Source organism: Atopobacter sp. AH10 (assembly GCF_003664595.1).
In the GTDB taxonomy this organism is placed as follows: domain Bacteria; phylum Bacillota; class Bacilli; order Lactobacillales; family Aerococcaceae; genus Atopobacter.
On sequence record NZ_QXPZ01000015.1, the window covers coordinates 65,892 to 87,271 of the forward strand.

Annotated in this window: 16 protein-coding genes and 1 pseudogene; 4 read left to right on the forward strand and 13 right to left on the reverse strand. The window is 39.5% G+C overall.

Going from position 1 to position 21,380, the window contains the following annotated elements; genetic code table 11:
* Positions 1-73: 73 nt before the first annotated feature.
* The 6 genes and pseudogenes from D3H64_RS03390 to pfkB all read right to left on the reverse strand — a co-directional run bounded on the left by D3H64_RS03390 (position 74) and on the right by pfkB (position 9,606).
* Positions 74-2,812: a DEAD/DEAH box helicase family protein gene (locus tag D3H64_RS03390; RefSeq protein WP_121564804.1), complete on the reverse strand. Its 2,739-nt coding sequence runs from the start codon at positions 2,810-2,812 to the stop codon at positions 74-76.
* Complete coding sequence (locus tag D3H64_RS03395; RefSeq protein WP_121564806.1) at positions 2,796-4,667, reverse strand: site-specific DNA-methyltransferase; 1,872 nt, start codon at positions 4,665-4,667, stop codon at positions 2,796-2,798. Before D3H64_RS03395 ends, D3H64_RS03390 begins: the two co-directional genes overlap by 17 nt.
* Positions 4,668-5,372: 705 nt before the next feature.
* Positions 5,373-5,663, reverse strand: a pseudogene (locus D3H64_RS03400) (nucleotidyl transferase AbiEii/AbiGii toxin family protein); the annotation flags it as partial.
* Entirely contained in the window at positions 5,656-6,267 is a 612-nt protein-coding gene (locus D3H64_RS03405) for a DUF6088 family protein (RefSeq protein ID WP_121564808.1), read from the reverse strand. The pseudogene D3H64_RS03400 and the gene D3H64_RS03405, both read right to left, overlap by 8 nt.
* A gap of 350 nt (positions 6,268-6,617) precedes the next feature.
* Positions 6,618-8,552: a fructose-specific PTS transporter subunit EIIC gene (locus D3H64_RS03410; protein WP_121564810.1), complete on the reverse strand. Its 1,935-nt coding sequence runs from the start codon at positions 8,550-8,552 to the stop codon at positions 6,618-6,620.
* A gap of 118 nt (positions 8,553-8,670) precedes the next feature.
* Positions 8,671-9,606, reverse strand: coding sequence for a 1-phosphofructokinase (gene pfkB / locus D3H64_RS03415; RefSeq protein WP_121564811.1), 936 nt, complete (start codon positions 9,604-9,606; stop codon positions 8,671-8,673).
* Between the two features lie 132 nt (positions 9,607-9,738).
* Between pfkB and D3H64_RS03420 the strand changes: the two genes are divergently transcribed.
* Complete coding sequence (locus D3H64_RS03420) at positions 9,739-10,509, forward strand: MurR/RpiR family transcriptional regulator (RefSeq protein ID WP_121564812.1); 771 nt, start codon at positions 9,739-9,741, stop codon at positions 10,507-10,509.
* 137 nt (positions 10,510-10,646) lie between these two features.
* Positions 10,647-11,834 carry an amidohydrolase gene (locus tag D3H64_RS03425; protein ID WP_121564814.1) on the forward strand — a complete coding sequence of 396 codons (1,188 nt, stop codon included), beginning with the start codon at positions 10,647-10,649 and terminating at the stop codon, positions 11,832-11,834.
* A gap of 157 nt (positions 11,835-11,991) precedes the next feature.
* Here the strand turns inward: D3H64_RS03425 and D3H64_RS03430 are convergent, their stop codons facing one another.
* From D3H64_RS03430 to D3H64_RS03440, 3 genes are all read right to left on the reverse strand, one after another.
* Entirely contained in the window at positions 11,992-12,771 is a 780-nt protein-coding gene (locus D3H64_RS03430) for a Cof-type HAD-IIB family hydrolase (protein WP_121564816.1), read from the reverse strand.
* Positions 12,772-12,979: 208 nt separating this feature from the next.
* Complete coding sequence (locus D3H64_RS03435; RefSeq protein WP_121564818.1) at positions 12,980-13,735, reverse strand: acyl-[acyl-carrier-protein] thioesterase; 756 nt, start codon at positions 13,733-13,735, stop codon at positions 12,980-12,982.
* Positions 13,736-13,816: 81 nt separating this feature from the next.
* Complete coding sequence (locus D3H64_RS03440; RefSeq protein ID WP_121564820.1) at positions 13,817-14,839, reverse strand: YdcF family protein; 1,023 nt, start codon at positions 14,837-14,839, stop codon at positions 13,817-13,819.
* Positions 14,840-15,141: 302 nt separating this feature from the next.
* On the opposite strand from D3H64_RS03440, the gene D3H64_RS03445 reads away from it, so the two are divergent.
* A complete protein-coding gene (locus D3H64_RS03445) occupies positions 15,142-16,431 on the forward strand; it encodes a hydroxymethylglutaryl-CoA reductase, degradative (protein WP_121564822.1) in 1,290 nt (429 codons plus the stop codon).
* Here the strand turns inward: D3H64_RS03445 and D3H64_RS03450 are convergent.
* The 3 genes from D3H64_RS03450 to galE all read right to left on the reverse strand — a co-directional run bounded on the left by D3H64_RS03450 (position 16,387) and on the right by galE (position 18,901).
* Entirely contained in the window at positions 16,387-16,743 is a 357-nt protein-coding gene (locus D3H64_RS03450) for a hypothetical protein (RefSeq protein ID WP_121564824.1), read from the reverse strand. The two genes, D3H64_RS03445 and D3H64_RS03450, sit on opposite strands and share 45 nt — an antisense overlap.
* Positions 16,744-16,856: 113 nt before the next feature.
* Positions 16,857-17,672, reverse strand: a complete 816-nt coding sequence (map, locus tag D3H64_RS03455; protein ID WP_121564886.1) for a type I methionyl aminopeptidase — start codon at positions 17,670-17,672, stop codon at positions 16,857-16,859.
* A gap of 215 nt (positions 17,673-17,887) precedes the next feature.
* Complete coding sequence (galE, locus tag D3H64_RS03460; RefSeq protein WP_121564826.1) at positions 17,888-18,901, reverse strand: UDP-glucose 4-epimerase GalE; 1,014 nt, start codon at positions 18,899-18,901, stop codon at positions 17,888-17,890.
* Positions 18,902-19,131: 230 nt separating this feature from the next.
* Between galE and D3H64_RS03465 the strand changes: the two genes are divergently transcribed.
* Positions 19,132-20,115, forward strand: a complete 984-nt coding sequence (locus tag D3H64_RS03465; protein WP_121564828.1) for a peptidylprolyl isomerase — start codon at positions 19,132-19,134, stop codon at positions 20,113-20,115.
* A 168-nt stretch (positions 20,116-20,283) separates the two neighbouring features.
* Here D3H64_RS03465 and D3H64_RS03470 read toward each other — a convergent pair whose 3' ends face one another.
* Complete coding sequence (locus tag D3H64_RS03470) at positions 20,284-21,231, reverse strand: 3'-5' exoribonuclease YhaM family protein (RefSeq protein WP_121564830.1); 948 nt, start codon at positions 21,229-21,231, stop codon at positions 20,284-20,286.
* Positions 21,232-21,380: the final 149 nt, after the last annotated feature.

The following is a 21,380-nucleotide window of genomic DNA, read 5'->3' on the forward strand; positions in this document are numbered from 1 at the left end:
AAAGCTTAGAGTGACGTACTTTTTTCATTTTTATGACTTTTGTCCCAGCCCCATTTTTTTATTCTAGGAGCCCCTATTGGTCAAAGTTTAATTCTTCTTGATAAGTTAAGCCCTCAAAAGTTTTTCCAAGAGCGATTTCGCCAAGTTGCTTCAGGCTATGACGGCCATCATTCATCGTATAGAATCTGACCCCTTTAATCCTTAGCCCGTTGATCTGGTCTTCAAAGACTAACTCCCCTTCTTGTTCGTTGATAAAGAGGAGTAAATCTTCTTTCCATTGATCTTTTTCCAGCAAATTGATTCCCTTAGGCTCGATGAAGATTTGCAGGTAGCTATCTTCATTAGCTAAAAGCAAAATAAAATCTGGTTGGAAGGCTTCATAGTGGACTTCTCGTGGGTGAGCGTCAAATTGATAGAGTTTCAATTTTTCATTCTTGGCTGATTCTCTATGCATATTTTCATCCATCCGAATCAAATACACTTGATCGTAAACTGCCAAAAGCTCTTGCACTCTTTCTTTAATCCTATCCACTAACTGGGCTTCTGTTTGGTTAATAATAGCCGAATCATAGACAAAGAAGTCCTCGTTAGCATAGGTCTGCCGTCTCACTTGTTGCGGCGCAGAAGCCATCAGTTTCATTTTACCCGTATCATAGTTCGGTACCCGTTTATTGTAGTCAGCCACATATTCTTTAATCGCAAAGCCTTCGAATTTATTCGTCCCTATAGCTTTACGGTAGCCAGAACGGATCTTTTTCTCCACTTCTAGCAAATAGGTCGACAAAATACCGAGCCGATCCTCTGGTGTGAGGTCTTCTTTCCTGATAGTCTTAGGCGCTGTGGCTCGCAAGGTTCGAGCAGACAAATTCAACCATTTTTCACCTAAAAATTCTTCTCGTGTTTTAAGTAAAGGCAGATATTGTTTCAAGCGATCAAAATGGAAAAAACTGTTCTTGTTCAAGGCCTTGTAGATCAAGCGATCGTCCACTTCAATCGCTAGCAATCTCACTTCTTCGTAATCTTTATTCAAGGATTTAGCGGCATAATTCAACTCTCTCGTCGCTAGTTTCCACTCAATTGTTATGTCAGAGGTGTTATCGATCCCATATTTGGACAAGTTATCGTAATAGTCATCGGACACCTCCACCACTTGATTGTAGTAGATAGCCCCCTCTTGATAGAGCTTGGTCTTTTTAAAAGAAGGCTTTACTTTAATCGCTATCGGAGGGTTCTTTTTATCTTCCCCTGTCGGTAAGTCCATCGCATCAAGTGACGCCACAAGGTTTTTCAAGTACTGAGGCTCGTTAATCGTATGGTAGTGGAGAGTTTCTAGGATAAGATTATCTCGACTCGCTTCTTCAAAGCGTCTGGTATAGGATTTCTTCCCTTCTAAGACGAAAGGATAATACCTAGCCCCACGACCAATTAATTGGGCTTCCGAATTGGTCGAAGTCTTTGTCCCTTTAGCGGATGGTGTATCAGAAATACGCACAATATCATAGAGATTAAGGACATCCCAACCCTCTGTTAATTTTGCTACCGCAAAGACCACTCGATAAAGATTCGAGGGGCTTTCAAGGGTGTTCAAGGCTTGATATTGGTCATTTTCCAGCAAATTAGTTGTATTCGCATTGATCACCCGTTGCCGACTAAACTGCCTTTTCATCTCTCGAACGATTTCCCCTAATTCTTCTTCATTTTTTAGGTAATAGCTGTAAGTTCGTGAGAGAGTTTCCGAAAACTCCTCCGTTGTCTCATTATTATTTATCTGGATAAAAGATCTCACTTGATCAGCCGATAAATTCTCGATGAGTTCATGGAATTTTTCTTCAGCCGCTAGGGAATCCGCCACCCGTGGAGACTTAAAGAGAATCACTGGCTTAAAGGGAATCCCATACATCTCTAAAGCATACCTCCGCCTAAATTCACTTAGGAGGATGGCATTCATCATGTTATCCCTATCCGTATTGGAGGATTGAATCCTGCGAATATTTTTGGAGTAGCCGTCACGGATATACCTATCTAAGGCATATTGATAGAGGACTTTATCTTGATACTTGTCAAAGACCTGCTTGTTATCTAAGTCAATCGTCGCCGTAAATTCCAAGAGGCAGTTGTCCTCATGACTCTTTAAAATTAAGTCGATCGTTCGCTCCCAAGACTTTTCATCTTCCTTTTCCGCTTTCGTAGATGCCGAATAGTGGTGGGCTTCATCCGCTAAAATAGCCGTCTTATGTTTCTTATACTCACTTAGTCCCATGGTATTTTCTTTTTGTGTGAATAAATCACTAGCTATCCCTTGAATGGTATCCAATTTGATATAGATCACATTCTTCCTTGGGGTGGCTGGAAATTGTTTAACCGGCTCTATCCTTACCCTCTGCCCATCAATTTCTAGGGGGACTTGGTAGAGGTACTTGCTAGAAGAAGGATTGGTCAAATTGTCGATGGTCTTTTTCAAGACGGATGTCGTATTGACGGTAAAAACAAATTGTTGATAGCCTAGCTCATGGTAAAGATAGAGGACTAAGCCGGCCATTAAATCCGTTTTCCCTGACCCTGTCGCCATATTAAAGAGGACATGGTTATTTTGTCTATATTTAAAGGCTTTTGCCTGACGAACATAGTGGTAATAACGCATTGCATCATTTTGATAGGCACGGAAGCGGTGTTTCATGTTATCGACAATATAGGCAGGCGTTTTATAGCCTAGGAATTCGTTATCCAAGTAGGACTGGTCGAATTTCTTCAAAGCTTCCAATAAGCTGAGGGTCACTTTTGTTGCTGTCTTCTTTTTAGCCAAGCTCATCATCCTCCTTATAGAAGGATTGGTTGAAGGCATAATCAGAATCCGATATTAAATCACGAACAGTGGCATCATCAATTTCAGAATAATTGTAGTAAAGTTGGTTCTTATCAATCACTTTCAGTAAGATCTTTTTCTTATCATCCAGTCCGATGGTTTCATCCAGTAACTGCTCCACCGCTTCAAGATCCACACGGAAATCTAAAGAGACATTTTCCTTCATCATTTGATAGATCTGATTTAATTCAGTTGTATCTTCAGCCGATTCAATCATTCCAATGTAGCCGCGGGATTTTTCCATCAGTTCTGCATAAACGAAGGAGCCGCCACCTTGCCAATCTACATCCTTAGAAATGCCACCTTGTTCTCCTTCGATAACCTTTTGAAGGCGAGGAACTGAGACTGTGTTAATATAATCCATCTGTTCAATTCCAATGAATCGGCGATTCATCTTCATGGCAACTGCTTGGGTGGTAGCGGAGCCCATGAAGAAATCTAGGATGAGGTCGTTTTCATCCGTAACCATTTCTAGAATTCTTTTAATTAACGCTTCTGGCTTTTGGCCACTACCGAACTCTATCCTTTCTGTTGACATTGGATTTATTACAAATATATCATTCCATAAAGAATTAATAGGCTGACCTTTATATTCATCTAAAAATACTTTTCGATTTATATTTTTATCTTTTGAATCAGGAAAATCTAACCTACCTTCTCTATCCCATTGTTCCATTATTTCTCTCGAAATTGAATAGCCCTTTTTTGGAGTCTTATATCCCTTGTAATCATAGATGAGATTTGGTCTGTAATTAGGACTTTGTATTGGAGATTTCATAAATTTTCTTCCAGATTCATCAACATTAGTAAATCTTTCCTTAATATATTTTTGAGTATTTTCATCATCTTTAGAGTAAACTTGTTCATATTCCATCAAATCTACGTCTTTTGCATACCATAAAATATAATCAACTACATTATTAAGTTGTTTAGCTGGATTAGCGCTACCACCCCTACGCTTCCATATAACTTTATTTCTAAAATTATTCTCTCCAAATACTAAATCCATTAAAACTTTTAAGTAAGATTCTTCAAAAGAGTCTATCTGAACAAATATTGATCCCTCAGGCAGTAAAAGATCTCTAGCAATTTCTAGTCTATTTTTCATGAATGTTAACCAAGTTGAATGATTAAAACTATCATTATATTTAAAAGAATCATTTCCAGTATTATAAGGTGGATCAATATAAATCAACTTAACCTTCCCCGCATACTTCTCTTTCAAAGTATGCAGTCCCAGAAGATTATTCCCCTTTAAGATCAAATTATCTTTATCCGCATCAAAGTCTATCGCTTCTTCAACACCCTCTGCTGTATAGCGCTTAGTATTAACCAAGATCTTCTTATCCAACATGACATCAATTTCTTCCGCAGCGATGATTTCGTTATAAAAAGGCTCGTCAGGTTTTAGATCATCTTTTTCGACATCTTCTTTAGACATACCAGCTTTCAACACCGTATCTTTATAAGGAAAATCAAGCACCACATCGGTGGATTCATCTAAAAATCTGCCATTGACTGTTAAGCCAATTTTTTTAGAGTACTTGGTATGGGAATCAAGCCAATACTCATTCATTTCAAAGGTTTCAATTAACTTATTCACTTCAATCAGGGTATAGTCCCCAATCACTTTAGTGTAATGTTTTTTGACTATATCATTGGCCATCAAGGCTCGTACCAAATCTTCCTCGTATCTATCTAAATCTTCAATGATTTTTGCCTTGTTAATTTTCTCCCCTACATAATACTTGTCCCCTAAAGTCTGGATAACCTCATGCAAGGCCTTCATTACTTTTGTTTCCAACTCTATCCCTCGTCTCTTTCATATTCATTTCCATACTATTCGTCTATCTCTTTAAAAGCTGAAATAACTAGCAAGCAACAGAGAGCTAAATTAGCATGATCTCCCCTATAGCTAAGGAAAAGGAAATCCCTCAAGCTCCTAAATACAATCAGTTTCATTGTAACAAAAAAAGCCTCTGAATACCGCTACTTAATATTAAGAAGAGAGGCTAGGATATTCATTAATTCTAGGCTATCTACGCCATCAAGGACTGCTCCATCTGAAAGCTCATCTGCATCAAGTTCATATGGAGTAAATCTCCTAATGTTATTTCATATGACTTCTACTTCTTTTCCTTTTTGTATTTTATCAATGCTAGCTTATGTTTTACCATCTTCTTTTACCCAACGTCCAGATCTATATGTTCCATCTTTTGCGATAGTGTCACTTCCATGTTTTTTTACTTTAGTGCGTACTATTGATATCTAATTTTTCTATGCTATAATTCATTCAACAGAACCTCTCCACACTTAATGTAGATTTCCTACATGCGAACCACGGAGAGGGCTTTTTATATTAAGGAGTAATTTTATGGAATTAAAGCTTGCTTTATGTTATAAGGAACAAATCAAAAAGCTAAGAATTGATCATAACCTTTCTATCTCCAATGATACTTTTTTACAGAAGAGATTTAAAAAAAGTGAACTATTGGCTATCAGGTTATGGATTTGATCTTTCTAACCATGGTTCTTTTTCTTCATATCCTAATACTCGCCAGTCTAAGATTAAATCTATATCTTCAGAAAATCTTTCTATAAGTCCAAAGCACTTTGAAAGTGATGTGCCGCCTTTAAAGGTAAAATATTCTTTCCATTTATTTTCATTAAATAAATAGTCTAAGATAAAAGTAACCCAATAGTCTTTTTCGATGATTGCTTCAGATATGTTTTTCTTTCTTGCAGTATTGACTATTAAAACCCTTAGATCTTCTTTGTTTTCTATATAAAACTTATTCATCTTTAGCCTCGAAAATTTTCCTTATTACTCCATATATCCATGATGGAGCAGATTTCGACTCTTTCATTAAGTCTGTTCTTTCTTTTTCAGTTAAGTTTTCTCTTATCTTTTGTATAACTTCGTTAGTTATATTTTCTTTGCCCAAAGACCTAATTGCCTGAATAACTGTTGCCGTCTTTAAGGACATATTGGAAATTTCTCCTGGATTTACTTTTTTAAATTCTAAAATGCTATCTCCAATTTTATATTCTTTGTATCTTCCACTAGATATATATTTATAGTGAGTTGGAACTTGTGTGGATAGTCCTAATAAGTTTAAGGCTGTGCTATTATATGGTGCAATATTCCAATTGTATTTTCTTGCTATAGCAAGTGCTAACTCGTGAATTGATACTGCTTCGTACTCTCCAATTAATTCACTATATCTTGGATTGTAATAAAAACCATCAATGATACGCTGAATCTTTCTTTCATTTACCATCCTATTTAATGTCTTTCTAGCTGTATCATAAGATGTAATATCCAAGAAGTCATTGGCAAAAAACACCTTATTTGTTTCCAAACTATTTATCTTATCTGAAATTTTTTCTGTATAGGAACTCATTACAATCCTCCTTTGTCCCAAATATCATATCATATCTGGGACAAAAATTCCTCATCTTCCTATTGCGAATTCTTCGTCACCCATTTTTTCTTCATCCGACCAGCGGCTAGCCCATCAATAAGCATCTACTTTAATCCTTGTGTATCATTTCTAGCAAAATATGATCCTCCTAAACAAGTAAAGACCTTATATATACAAACAAGAAAAAGCAAAGCGAGTATAAACGTTGTCAAATCAACATCTATACTCGCTTTTTTCATTTTAAAGTGTCAATCTTAGCCAATCATTCCATCTGAAAGGCTAATTCACAAACCCTCAAAATATTCTAAAAGAACCCTTTTCTCCCTTTGTTATCTTTCCTTATTTCCTTGAGTAAACAAGTCATAAATTCTCTTCGGATCTTTCGCTTCCTTCAACTGATGAACAAAGTCTTCATGCATAAGCAATTTAGAGGTTTGAGAAAGATAGCGTAAGTGGTCTCCTCCTTCTGCTGGAATTAAGAAGGAAATTATCGTATCAACTAAATTCCCATCAAAGCTAGGCCAGTCCACTGGATGTGTCAATTTTATAATAAGCATAGCTGATCTCTTTATACTTTTATCTTGAGCATGGGGGATAGCCAAACCTTTTTCCATTCCTGTAGATCCTTGCGCTTCACGTTCCTTATATTTTTGTGCAACAGCTATAGGATCGTTCACTAAGCCAAGCTTTCCCCCAAATGTAGCTAAATAGGATAATACATCTTCTTTTGTTTTAAGATCCACATCCACTTGAATTTGTTCTAGAGTTAATATGTCTTCCATTCCACTCGTCAATCCACTGGGCATATCATGACTAACCTTGTTATCTAGCTGATCTTTTTTATCCAGGTCATCCCCACTTACATTAGCTTGGCGTTTTTGTTGTCGCCCTGCAATTGCCGCAAGTAAGGCGCCAGCTACCACAGCTCCAACTAGAATAGATAAAACCCAGAGAAATGGTTTATTGACTAATGGAAGGACAATAAATCCACCATGAGGAGCAGGAACTGAAATATGGAAAATGTAAGACAAAGTTGCTGCTATAGCCGATCCTAACATAAAGCTTGGCAAATTAAGCAATGGGTTCTTCGCCGCAAATGGAATAGCCCCTTCTGTAATATGTGTAGACCCTAATAGGAAATTCACGTATCCTGCAGATCTTTCATCAGCTGAATAAGCTTTCTTATTGAATAAAACAGCAAAACCAGTTGCTAGAGGAGGGGCAATACAGGCGGCAGAAACACCTGCCATGAAATAGTAATTTCCTTGGGCAAGCAAAGCAGTCCCTGTTAAATAAGCCGCTTTGTTGATTGGACCACCCATATCAGCTGCGCACATAATCCCAACAATTATCCCTAATAGAATTGGATTGGAATTTTCCATAGATTTAAGAAAGACCATCATTCCTTCATTAATCGATTGCATTGGATGTGAAAGGTACCACATAATTGCACCAGAAATAAAGACCCCAAAAACTGGGAATAGGAAAATTTGTTTCAATCCATTTAGAGATTTTGGCAAATTAGCAAAAACTCTTTGCAATCCCTTAATGACATATCCTGCTAAAAAACCACCTACAATACCGCCTAAGAACCCCGTCCCATTCGTATAGGCGATCATACCAGTTGCAAAACCGACGATTAAACCCGAACGTTTGGCAATAGCTTCAGCTATGTAAGCACAGAGAACTGGTACCATAAGATTCATAGCAAAGCCACCGATTTTCATTAACAAAGCAGCGAAAGAGTTAAATTCTGGGCTCTTTGGGTCAGCAGAATTAATCCCCCAAAAGAAAGATATAGCGATTAATACCCCACCAGCTACGACTAAAGGTAGCATGTGAGAAACACCATTCATCAATGACACATATATATTTCGCAAGAATGAAGGACTATCTGATGTATGTGCCCCAGATTGGGTTCGACTTGCTTCTGTAGCATGGTGAATGGGAATATTCGGATCATTCAAGATTTGATCCAAAAGAAGGTCTGCTTCTTTCATACCTCTCCCAACAGAAACATTTAACACACGTTTCCCATCAAAACGGTCGATGTCAACATCTTTATCCGCAGCAATGATTACTCCATCTGCTTCAGCTATTTCTTGAGGGCTCAGCTCATTTTCTATTCCTCCTTGACCATGCGTTTCAACTTTAATCCTTATCCCTCGTTCCTTTGCCGCTTTTTCTAAGGCTTCTTGTGCCATAAAGGTGTGCGCTACACCAGTAGGACAACCTGTTGCTGCAATAATCTGATATTTTGCCACTATAAAAACCCCCTCTTAAGCTAATGATTCATCTTATGTCACTTTAGTTAATATTTTATATCTTATTTCTGTATTTTCAAGATTTTTATCTTACGTCTCTCTTCCATTAATTCCTTGATTACTGAAATAATTTGACTTCCTCGATAGTGACCTGTCTGCTTAATTCTTCTACATCTGAAAAATCAGTTAATCCTGGTCTGAAGGCTGTAGAAGATCCTGCCGCTAGAGCTCGTTTCAGGTTTTCTTCCATTTCTATCCCTTCAACAAGCCCTGCTAAAAAAGTACCTAACAGTGTATCCCCAGAGCAAGCGGTATTGACCACCTCACCTCTCGGAGCATTCCCTTTCAATATTCTTCCCTTACTAATCCACCAAGCCCCCTTATCACCAAGTGTTAGTAAAACATGTTGCGCTCCTTTATGGATTAAATCTAAGCTATAGCGTTCGAGTTCTTCTTCTGACAAGCGATGATCGATACCGCACCACTTAGCTAATTCGACCTCATTGGGTTTAAGCAAAAAAGGGTTATACCTTAAAGTGTCCATCACTTCTTTATAAGAAGAATCAATAACTAGGCTAAATCCTTTTTCTTGACTAATTTTCCCTATTCCTTCCAACAACTGATGGGGAATTCCTTCTGAAAAGCTACCAGAAATAATCACCATATCCTCTGAAGTTAGTTTTTCTAACCACTCTATGTATTGTTGTATAACTTCCTCGTCTACTTTAGGCCCTGGATTGACCAGTTTGTACTCTTTATCTGTACTCTTTACCCGAGTAAAAACATTTATCCGAGTCACTCCATCCACATGAACGAAATGATGTGCAATCCCTTTGTTTTCTAAAACCTCTTCGATATAATGTAAGGTAAATCCACCACCGATACCGCTTGCAACATTCTCAATGCCAAGCATTTTCAAAACAAACGATACATTGACACCCTTACCATTAGCTATTGCTTCTGAATAATTGGTTCGATTTACTGCATTACTTTCCATTTGATCTGTTTCGACAAACAAATCTATCGCTGGATTTAATGTGACCGTATAAATCATAGCTACCTCTCCTTTACACTTCTTATTATATAGGCATACTCTCTGATAATTTTTTCAATCTCATCCCAAAATAAGTAATTCTGAAAAAATTTTAACAAGTTCTTTCATCCGCATCATTATAAGGAGGCTCCCATGTCTAAAGATACTCTCACCTCAACAGAACGTTACGCTTGGAACTATATTCAAGACCATCAGCAAGAAATTCCTCATCTATCCATTACTCAATTAAGCGAAAAAGCCAATACTTCTACAGCTAGTATCATTCGTGCCTTACGGAAAAAAGGCTACTCCGGATATACGCCTTTCAAACAACAACTCATTCAAAAAGAACAGCACTCCGATCTGCATCAACATTTTTCTGAAATTGATGGAGAAATACGACAAGCCATCTTAAAAAACGAATTAGAAGTGGTCAATACTTTGAAATCTCTAGATCCTCTTCTTATCGAAGAAGCCGTCCAACTCATTCAGCAAAGTCAGTTTATTTATATCTTTGCCCGTGGTTTTTCAGAAATGGTTGGGCAAGAAATGCAACTGAAATTAACTTTGGCCTATAAAAATTGCACCCTCTTTACTGATCCTAACATTATCAAAATTATAGCCGACCGCTTAACCCCAAAAGATCTCCTCATTAATCTATCGCTGAATGGAGAAACAGAGGAACTCATACAAGGTAGCCAAGTCGCGAGAATCCACAATGTGCCTATTCTAACTCTCACCACTAATCCTGACAGTCGTCTCGCCCGTCTCAGTGACGTCCTCTTTGTCGGTTATAAATCACAAACTTCCTTTATTCCCGATTTTGAAGTTCGTTCTCGCCTTCCTTTACATATTATGAGCCGCATTTTGCTAGACGCCTATATCATTAGGCAAGCCCCCAAAGCTAAGTCATTTTATCCCTAAATTTTCCAATTTCTCCAGCACTTTTCCCTCCTAGTCCTTTCACTTGTGCTATGATGGAATTAGAGTTTGGTAAAAAACATTCTTAAAAAATGAATTTTCTACACCAGCTCGCATTTTATATTAAGGGGAGGTCTACCATGTCAGTAAAAGATGAAATATTTCGTTACATTGACAGTCATAAGGAGGAAATGATCGAAAGGCGCCGTCACTTGCACGAAAATCCAGAACTTTCTTTCCACGAAGATGAAACGGCTCAATACCTTGCCGAATTTTATCAAGATAAGGCTGTCAGTCTTGAGACAGGTATTGGAGAAAGAGGGCTAAAGGTGACGATTGATTCTGGTCGTCCAGGTAAAACGGTTGCCTTACGGGCTGATTTTGATGCTTTGCCTATAGAAGAAGCTACTGGTTTACCTTTTGCCTCCAAGAATAAAGGGGTTATGCACGCCTGTGGTCACGATGGTCATACCGCTTATTTAATGACACTTGCAGAGGCTTTCCTTTCAATCAAAGATCAACTCAAAGGAAAGATCGTCCTCATTCACCAACCTGCAGAAGAAATGCCTCCTGGTGGCGCTCTACAAATGATTAAAGATGGGGTACTAGATGGTGTAGACAATGTTTTCGGTGCCCACGTCATGACTAGTATGAAATTGGGCACAGTAGCCTACCATCATGGAGAAACTCAAAATAGTCGTGCACGTTTCAAAGTGACCGTACGAGGAAAAGGTGGCCATGGTTCATCACCACATGAAGCGAATGATGCGATCGTTATTGCCTGCCAACTCGTTATCGCTTTACAAAATATCGTCAGTCGTCGCCTCAGCCCATTTGAAAATGGTGTTGTAACTATTGGTTCCTTTGATGGGAAGGGTTCTTTCAATGTGATCAAAGAAACTGTCACGATCGAGGGGGACGTTCGGGCTATGTCAGAAGAAACTGCCTCGACTATCGAAAAGAATGTCAAAGAAATCTGTGCTGGTATTGCTAGCGCCTATCACTGTGAGATTGACTGTGACTATGTTCGAGACTACCCTGTTCTTTATAATGACCCAGAAATGACAGACCTTGTCATCGATGCCATTCAAAAAGCAGATATTCCGGAAGTCACTGATCTCATCGATTGTGGCCCACAAGCACCGTCTGAAGACTTTTCATACTTTGCTAAAGAACGTCCTTCCTGCTTCTTCTACATCGGCGCTACCAGAGAAGGAGAAACGGCCTACCCTCACCACCATCCAAAATTTGATATCGATGAAGATTGCTTAGTCGTTGCCGCTAAAGCCATGGGGGCAGTTGCCCTCCATTATCTTGAAATCGATTAAAGCTCTAAAACTTACGATTGAGTCTTTATTCCTATAGATCAAGCTCTACCCATACAAAAAGGAGCAGTCCCTTAAAGGTGACCGGCTCCTTTTTCTTGTGCTCTGTTTTTTCCTCATTTACTGTCTTCAATTTCAAGGCGTTCTATTGAAGCAAGGGCTAGATAATCCCTTGTTCACAGAGATAGGTATAGACCCCATCATCTTTCACATGCCCACATGTTGTCTTAGCTACAGCCTTCAACTCTTCTGAAGCATTCTCCATCGCTACCCCATGACCTACCGCTTGTAACAAAGGAATATCATTATTGCCATCCCCAAAGGCCATTGCTTCTTCTTTTTCGATGTGATAATGCTTCAAAATACTTTCAACTGCCCTACCCTTGCTACTTGCTTTTGGAATCAAATCCATGGCACGATCCCACCAAGCAACAATCTTACTTTCATTAACGTCCTTTACGATAGCGTCATATTCATGCTGACGTCCAGCTATCATCATTTGATAGATATCTTTTTGGGCAGAGAAATCCTCAATGTTATCTATATGTTCAGGTTGAATCACTCCAAAGCTCAGATATTCCTCTAAGTCATCGTCCAAGCCATTGCAAACTAAACGATCCTCTGCTGCCATAATGATGGGGCGGTCTAAACGATGGCTATTTTCTAAAATTTGTTGGATATCTGTTTTAGCTAAAGGTGTAGAAGCAATAAGCCCCTCTCTATCAAAGACATAGGATCCATTAAAACAAAGGAAAGCATCAAATTCCACCCGATCAAACTTTGGCAATTGAATGGGTCCTCTCCCTGTAGCAATCACCAATTTGATACCTTTATTTTTCAAACGTATCAAAGCTTCTTCCACTTTTTCAGAAATCTGGTGAGCATGAAAATTGACTAAAGTCCCATCGATATCAAAGAATACTATTTTAATTTCCCCCATAACTGTCTTCCCTTCATCAGTTTTCTCTCGCTATTCTAGAGTCTATTTAAAAGCATTCTATCCCTTTCAACTGGAAAAGAACTCATTTTTATGACGATTGCCTTAGACCGTCTACAAACTGTCTTGCCCAAATTTTTCTTTTACGCCATCCTTAATTTACGCCATCCCTATTTTACATCATCCTTATTTTTCGCCATCCCTATACCGTCTACTTCCTCCGCCATTTCACCCGTATAGTCGCATGCAAGTTTCCCTCTGACATCAAGCGGAAGTAGTTTTCTCCTTCTCCACTTTCCGTATGAAGCTCAATAGGGGTATGGCTAATGGTGACTCTTGTATCTGGCAAAACTTCCTTCAAATATTGAATGGTGACTTGGCTCATTTCCCATTCCTTGTGTGTTTGAAAGGGCATACTGTCCACCAGCCAGTCCATATAGGCGGTATTATTGACATGACCATTACTATCTAAAGTAGAAAATCCTGCTGTTATAGTTCTTTCTTCAGCTTCCTTTGGCCATTCCGGTAGTTTCGTTCGTTTCAAGGGACGGGCATCACTTGGAACACCCCAATCCTCCTTCATCTGCTCCACAAACTCTCTCTTGATCCGTTGCAAACTTCTCGTTTCAAGATCCATCAAGCAGTAAAGGCCCCAATTTTCGATGATCAGTTCACCTTTTTGGTCACGTATTTCAAATAAGCGGGATCCGTACATGCTATTGAAGAAATCTGGGCGTGTACTGATGCGAATACTTTCTCCTAACTTTGGCCAGCGATGAATTTTAATATCTTGTTCAATGTAGACCCAAGTGTTCCCATCTAGGCTGAAAGGTCTATCAAGCGCTCTATCTTGTTCCCTCATGGTTTGGTTCATCCACTGAAGAACTCGACGCAGGTGCAAGTCTCCGAACATATTGACATCATAATCCGACACGGTAAAAGTTGCTGTATAGGCCTTTTTGCCCATTCTAATCCCCCCTAAAAAAAAAGAAAACTATCCTTTATTTGTCCCTTTAAAAAGGATAGTTTATCTTCTTTAATGATATGCTTACATGACAATCAAGCTAACCACAAAAATAGTCCCGATGACTGCCAAATGCACCATTCGATTGACATAAAGGATGGCTACCCACTCCTTAAAGAAATGTCGCAGGTAATCTTCTAAGGTATATAAATCATATGTCGATACCCCAAGTCCCACTGCTTGTAAACCAGCCCTTTGCGCATACAAGGATGAGCGCACAAGATGATAATCACTCGTCACAAAAATCCCTGTTTCTTCTCGCTTGCGGTAATTAATGAGTCGATAACTATAGAGCATGTTGGTCCTGGTATCTCGGCTTTGATCTTCAATCATCACTTTTCCTTCTGGAACCCCTCGACTAATCAAATAGTCCGCCATTAGTTGCGCTTCTGAACGGTCAGAGTTTTCTGCCCTTCCCCCAGACACAACGACTAAGGGTTGCCCCTTAAAAGCTTGAAAAATGGCAAAAGCTTGATTTAAGCGTCTGACTAGATTACGAGTCATCTTATTCTGAATCAATGCTTGGCCTAGAATCACAATATATTCTGGTGATTCTTGCTGAACATTTCTTATCAAAATGATATGACTAATGAGATTGCTGATGAAATTAAAGGTAAAATAGAACAAGAGAAGGCTACATACCCTATTAAAGCAAGCAATAAGGGCAAAGTCCCCTAAAGAGGTGTTATTGGTCACTAAAAAAATGATCAAGGTCAAAATAGCTATAGGCACTATTTGAACATAAAGTGGGGCTTGCTTCAACCACCGCCAGGCACTTCGACTAGTGACTACTTTTGGCCAATAATGCTTGATTTGATAACTCATCGTCATAAAGCAAATGGTATACATGAGAAGATAGCTCATTAAGGTCCAGATAAAATAAATCGTATCTGCGCTTAGGCCTACTAGCATACCCATTCCTGAAATGAAGACGATCAAGGCTAAAGACAGGAAGAAGCCCGTTAACAACTGCCGTCTATCCATTACATGTAGGATAAATGCAATTAAAAGCAATAAAATTTCTCCCGATAAGAATATAGCCAGCACTTTATTTCTCCCTCCTTTACTCGATCTTTTAGAAAATATACTGCCACAACATTTGTTTCATTGATTAGTTGAATTTCTTTCAGTTTACCATATTTCAAGACCTATTTCCCTTGTTTCTCCTAGTCGTTTAGAAAGTTCTTCACTCTTCTCATGCTTTAGTAGTAAAATGGCATTGATTCCCTATTGTTTCTTATTTTTAGAAAGGCCTTTAACATTTATTTATATCTATAAAAAAGTAGCTCTTGAACTGATCTAGCTTTTTTAATCTAGTCCTAAATTAGCTACTAAAAAGGAGATTCCCTATGACTGAAGCTAAAAATCGTAAATTTTATCAACTATCCCCAAAAGAACGACTGGCTATTCTAGCTGACCGGCATAACTTAAGCCAAGAAAGTCTAGCTAACTTAAAAAATCCTCAAGCCTTTAGCCTAGATCAAGCCCAAGGAACCGTTGAAAATGTGCTAACTTGCTACGGTCTACCTTATGGGGTGGCTCCTCATTTAATCGTCGATGGGAAAAGTTATGATGTCCCTATGGTCACAGAGGAGCCTTCTGTTATTGCCGCTGCTAGTAATGGTGCCAAGCACTTCAGCCAAGCAGGTGGCTGTGTCACTAAGGTACATAAAACAGCCATCGGTCACATTACATTTTATCCAGTCAAAGATCTGGATAGGCTCGTTCACTTTATAGAGGAAAAAGAAGCTGCCATTCTGGATCAAGCTAGAGCCACTATGCCCAATATGGTCAAACGAGGCGGTGGTCCCTTAACTTGCTTCCACAAAGTCTTCAAAGAAGGGGAAGATATCTATCTTTCGCTCTATATCACTTTTGATATGCAAGCTGCTATGGGTGCCAATGGGATGAACACCGCTTTAGAAGCAGTCGCCCGCTGGTTAGAAGAAGAAACTGGCGAAGTAGTCCTTTTAGCCATTCTTTCCAATCTTCTTAAAGACATCACTGCAAGTGCTCGTGTTAGCTTGGATCTTGCTCTTTTAGCGAGTGGTGACTGGTCTGGTTTAGACGTTGCCAAACGCCTAGTAGCTGCTAGCCGATACGCTCAGCTCGATCCCTATCGTGCAGCCACCCACAACAAGGGGATCATGAATGGAGTCGATGCCGTCGTTATGGCTACTGGCAACGATTGGAGAGCTGTCAATGCTGCCAACTACACCTGGCATCAAGGCCGACCTTTTTCCTCTTGGTCGCTTAATCAAAAAGGGCAATTAGAAGGTCATATAGAGCTCTGCCTCCCCCTTGGCGTTGTCGGCGGTACTTTAAGTAACCATCCAAGCGCAAAAGCTTCTTTAGACTTACTCGACCAGCCTAGTGTCGAAGAACTAGCCAGCGTTATCGCTAGCATCGGTTTAGCTCAGAATTTTTCTGCTCTAAAAGCTCTCGTCACTAAAGGCATTCAACAAGGTCACATGGCTTTACAATATAAAAGTTTAGCCCGAGCTGTTGGAGCTCAGGCTAATGAAATCGATCAACTGGTGGATCGTCTAATCCATGCGAAACGAGTAGATTCTACTGTCGCAAAAGACCTTTTATTACAGATGCGAGAGGAAACGACGCACTTGCCGTTTGGAGAATAAACCCTCATCCGTTAACTTAATCACTTGAATAGTCTTATGGCGACAGGTCACTTCAACTTGTCGCCATTTTTTGTCGACCTGTTTGATATCTTCTTTCAAAGATAGCCTCTCAGGTTCAGCGACTAGCCAATCCTCGCTTTCTCCATGAGGGAAGACGTATAAATAGCCGGAATAGAGAACAAGAAGTCTGTCTTTATCAGCCCTTTCTCCCTTTTCTCCTCCTGTTTTATAGCTTACCGTCCCAGAAAATACATCTTCTTCCTTCAAGTCTTTTGGGAAAAAGACCCGCATCAGTTGTAATTCATCTGTCATCCCCCATCCTCCTTATTCAGAATAGAATAAGTGGAGGGAAGCTTGTTCAAGTCTTTCGACTCCCCACTAGCTTGTCCCTCCAACTTCTGTCTCTTTTCTAAACTTTCAGTGCCTTATTCGCCCATTAACTCTTTTGGCGCACGAGCTTCAGCTTCTTCTCTATCGCCATCATGAGTAATATCATCCTGAAGAGTTGTAATAAATGGACCATCTTTGGTAATGGCAAAAGTATGTTCAAATTGGCAAGACATTCCACCGTCTGCAGTGACGGCTGTCCAGCCATTGCCAACCATTTCTGCTTCCCAACCACCAGTATTTACCATTGGTTCTACCGTTATGGTCATTCCTTCTTTCAAACGTAGACCCTTATGAGCTTCGCCATAGTGATAAACAGCTGGTTCTTCGTGAATCGTAGGCCCAATACCATGTCCGATAAAGTCACGAACCACGCTATAGCCTTGAGCTTCCACATAAGTTTGGATAGCATGTCCAATATCCCCGATACGATTGCCAATCTTTGCCTGTTTAATCCCTAGATACATGGCTGTCTTAGTGACATCGTATAGGCGTTTTAATTCATCACTAGCTTCCCCAACAATATAGCACCAGCAGGAATCAGATAAGGCCCCATTGAGGTCTACACAAAAGTCTACCTTGACCATGTCGCCATTTTTCAAGACACGGTTACTTGGCAAGCCATGACAAATTTCATCATTGACAGAGGTACAAGTCGCAAATTCATAGCCTTCAAAACCAATTTGCGGTGCAGTTGCCCCAGCTTCTAAAATCTTTTTGTGCACGAAATCATTGACTTGTTTGGTCGTTAAACCTGGTCTAATGTAGTCTCTTAAAGCAACATGAATTGATGCTAAAATTTGACCTGATTGATACATTTCATCAATTTCACGTTGCGATTTAATTGTGATCATTTTTTCACTCTCTTTCTCTTGAAATAAAGCCAGATAACCCACTGGCAGGGGAAAAATAATTTCCACATTTAATATATATATGAATCCCCAAGTTCAAAAACTTAGGGCAATTGACTCTATCTCCATAGCTAATCTTGGACCGAGAGTCGATCGAACAGGCAGTCCTATTGCTTTTTTCAAGCCTCATTGGATCTAGCCTCTAGCTTTTTCAAGCCTTATTGCTCGTAACCTTTAGGGTTTTGCTTTTGCCAGCGCCAGGAATCAACAACCATATCTTTCAAGCTTTCTTCTGTTGTAAAACCTAATTCACGTTGAGCTTTTTCACAACTCGCATAACAAGTTGCAATATCCCCATCTCGTCTTTCGACAATTTCATAAGGGATTTTAATGTCATTGTATTTTTCAAAAGCCTGCACTAACTGTAGAACTGAAACGCCTTCCCCAGTCCCCAAGTTGTAGGTCTTAACACCCTTAACGGCTGCATTCTTTTGAAGAGCTTTCACATGGCCACGTGCCAAGTCTAAAACATGGATGTAATCTCTAACCCCTGTGCCGTCCACTGTGTCATAGTCATTCCCAAAAACACGCAGATGGTCTAATTTACCTACAGCTACTTGCGTAATATAAGGCATTAAGTTATTAGGCACCCCATTAGGTAATTCCCCAATCCGCCCAGATTTATGCGCTCCAATAGGATTAAAGTAACGCAAAAGTGTAATCGTCCATTCCGGATCACTCTTTGCGACATCGCTTAAAATTTGTTCGATCATGACTTTGCTATAGCCATAAGGATTGGTTGCACTAGTTGGCATTCCTTCCGTGAATGGCACCTGGTTATTGGAGCCATAGACAGTTGCCGAGGAACTAAAGACGATATTTTTAACCCCTGCCTTTTTCATGGCCTTCAGTAAAGTAACCGTACCAGAAACATTATTATCATAATATTCAATAGGCTTTAGAACGGATTCCCCCACTGCTTTTAAACCAGCAAAATGAATCACACTATCGATAGAATGTTGTTGAAAGAGATCATCTAGGCGCTCTTGGTCTCTAATATCCCCTTCTACAAAAGGAATAGCCTCTCCGCTTAATTCTTCCAATCGTTCTAACACTGCCTGAGAACTATTTGAAAAATTATCATAAATTAAGACGTCATAACCTGCAGACTTCAAAGTCAATACCGTATGACTACCGATATAGCCAGCGCCACCAGTAACTAATACCTTCATTTGGTCATCTCCTTTCATCATCTCTAACCATTATAACAAACTCCACCCTATTAAGAACAACTTCCTTTAAATTTCCCCCTCTTTCCTTTATCTTTAAAGACTAGAAAGATATTTTTTACACAATCTTTAGGGAATAAGGATTGACGGCTTACCTCTTTATTCAGTATGATTAATGTAATTCGTATGCTATTTCAGCATAAATAAGCAAAAGTAGGATGTGACTAGAATTGATGAATAAAAAATGGATGACTGCCAGCATGGCTAGCTTAAGCGCCTGCTTGCTTGTTGGTTGCAGCAATGGCGGAGCTCAAGGTAAGGAAGTTGCTTCAACAAGTGCCGGCAAAATCACTAGCGCACAATTGTATGACAAGATGAAACGTGACAATGGGGAAGAAGCGCTTCAATTCCTGATCTTACAATCCATCTTAGAAAAGCAAGTCAAGGATCCTAAGAAAATTAAAAATGAAGTAACCGCTCAAGTCGCTCAACAAGTGGCTCAATATGGTGGTAACAAAGATCTTGTTAATGCAGCCTTGCGTCAATCTGGCATTGCCAACCAAAAAATGTATGAAGATTCCTTGTATGTCGCTAAAATGATGGACGAATACCTCAAAGGCGAAATCAAGACTTCTGATAAAGACTTAGAAGCCTACTATAAAAACTGGGAACCTCAAATCACTGCAAGCCATATCTTAGTTCAAACAGAAGATGATGCCAAGAAGATCATCAAGGAATTAAATGACGGCGCAGACTTTGCTAAACTTGCCAAGGAGCGCTCTCTTGATACTGGTTCTGCTCGTAACGGTGGCCAATTGAAGCCATTCAAGAAAGGACAAATGGATCCATCCTTTGAAAAAGCTGCCTTCGACTTGAAGAAGGAAGGGGAAATTACACAAGAACCTGTTAAATCCCAATACGGCTTCCACATCATCCGTTTAGACAAGAAAGCTGAAAAAGGAAAATTCGAAGCTATCAAAGACCAATTGAAGCAAGAACTCATTGCGGATAAATTGAAGAACAAAGCTTTCCGCCAAGATGCTGTTGCTGCTTTAGTGAAGAAGAGCAAGGTTAAAATTTCTGATAACGATCTTAAAGGCGTGATGAAATACTTCATGTCCACACAAGAACAACAAGCTGCTATGCGCAAACAACAAGAGCAATTCAAGCAACAACAACAAAAAGCTCAACAACAACAAAAAGACAACAAAAAATAAAGTCGCCTCAATAACAAAAAGGTCAGGATCTTTTAAGATCCTGACCTTTTTTATCGTCTTTCCTAGTACTTTTCTCCTACTGCTTATGGACTTTTGCGGATTCGAGAGCTAGGCAAGCCAAAGCAAGTACTTTTCTCCTTCTGCTTATGGACTTTTGGCTAGTAGAATTTAGCGTTCAGCTGGCTTATAAAAAGCTCGATTATCTAAGCCAAAAATTCGATCGGAATAACTAGCGGGCGCTGTCTTGTCTAGGGCGGTTTGTATCATATTGCAGGTCGCATCTAAATTATCCAAGCAATGCAACACTTCCGCTTCAAATAATTGTGGACGAACTGGAGACCCATATTCCAACAATCCATGATGGCTCAAAATCATATGTTTTAAGAGCACGACTCGTTCATTATGTTGATCAATAGATAGATCTTGACAAGCTTTGGTGATGGCATCTTCCATCAAGACAATATGCCCCATCAAATTACCCTCTATCGTATATTCTGTGCCAATAGGTCCAGAGAGTTCCACCGTCTTCCCCATGTCATGTAAAAGCGCCCCACCATATAAAAGAGAAGGATCTAAACTAGGATATTGCTTGACCATATGCTCAGCCAATCGCAGGATAGATAGCGTATGAAAGCCCAGCCCGCCAGTAAAGGCATGGTGGTGACGTTTGGCTGCAGGGTAGGTAAAAAAGGCTTGCCCATATTCTTTTAAAATATGGCGGACAATCCGATTAATCGTGCTATCAGTAATTTTAAAAAGAAAACTTTGCACTTCTTCTGTCATTTCTTGATAGGACATTGGAGGTTCATCCATATACAAGGCAGGATTTCCATCAGGATCGCCTTCTTTTAGGACCCACAATTGTTCAATCCTTACTTGGGCTTTTTGATTGTAGACTTCTCTTTTACCTATTAAATGCACCACACGGCCACTTTGGAAACGATTAATTTCCTCCTCTGTGGCACTCCAATACTTTCCTTCCATCGCTCCAGACCTATCTTGGAAGGTAAAGGCAATATAAGGATTCCCGTTCTTGGCCGTACGTACGTCGGCTTGCTTGATCAAGACCTTGGTATTAATCTCTGCATTGACATCTACTTCATATAATTTAGCCATCTCACTTCTCCTTTCTTGTAACGACAGCTTTTCTCATCCCCTTGATAAGGCTCTATCTCATTAACTCCTTATCATAAGCACTCGCTCTACCCCTAGAAACACTTCACTAAGGTCAATCAAACAAAGCTTTATGAATAGCTTTCTAAAGG

Excerpts from the sequence above, each read along its gene's own strand:
- D3H64_RS03450 (WP_121564824.1), bottom strand. The coding sequence starts at position 16,743 with ATGACAGATGAATTACAACTGATGCGGGTCTTTTTCCCAAAAGACTTG.
- D3H64_RS03405 (WP_121564808.1), bottom strand. The coding sequence starts at position 6,267 with ATGAGTTCCTATACAGAAAAAATTTCAGATAAGATAAATAGTTTGGAA.
- map (WP_121564886.1), bottom strand. The coding sequence starts at position 17,672 with ATGATCACAATTAAATCGCAACGTGAAATTGATGAAATGTATCAATCA.
- galE (WP_121564826.1), bottom strand. The coding sequence starts at position 18,901 with ATGAAGGTATTAGTTACTGGTGGCGCTGGCTATATCGGTAGTCATACG.
- D3H64_RS03465 (WP_121564828.1), top strand. The coding sequence starts at position 19,132 with ATGAATAAAAAATGGATGACTGCCAGCATGGCTAGCTTAAGCGCCTGC.
- D3H64_RS03390 (WP_121564804.1), bottom strand. The coding sequence starts at position 2,812 with ATGATGAGCTTGGCTAAAAAGAAGACAGCAACAAAAGTGACCCTCAGC.
- D3H64_RS03430 (WP_121564816.1), bottom strand. The coding sequence starts at position 12,771 with ATGGGGGAAATTAAAATAGTATTCTTTGATATCGATGGGACTTTAGTC.
- D3H64_RS03445 (WP_121564822.1), top strand. The coding sequence starts at position 15,142 with ATGACTGAAGCTAAAAATCGTAAATTTTATCAACTATCCCCAAAAGAA.
- D3H64_RS03470 (WP_121564830.1), bottom strand. The coding sequence starts at position 21,231 with ATGGCTAAATTATATGAAGTAGATGTCAATGCAGAGATTAATACCAAG.
- D3H64_RS03420 (WP_121564812.1), top strand. The coding sequence starts at position 9,739 with ATGTCTAAAGATACTCTCACCTCAACAGAACGTTACGCTTGGAACTAT.
- pfkB (WP_121564811.1), bottom strand. The coding sequence starts at position 9,606 with ATGATTTATACGGTCACATTAAATCCAGCGATAGATTTGTTTGTCGAA.
- D3H64_RS03425 (WP_121564814.1), top strand. The coding sequence starts at position 10,647 with ATGTCAGTAAAAGATGAAATATTTCGTTACATTGACAGTCATAAGGAG.
- D3H64_RS03435 (WP_121564818.1), bottom strand. The coding sequence starts at position 13,735 with ATGGGCAAAAAGGCCTATACAGCAACTTTTACCGTGTCGGATTATGAT.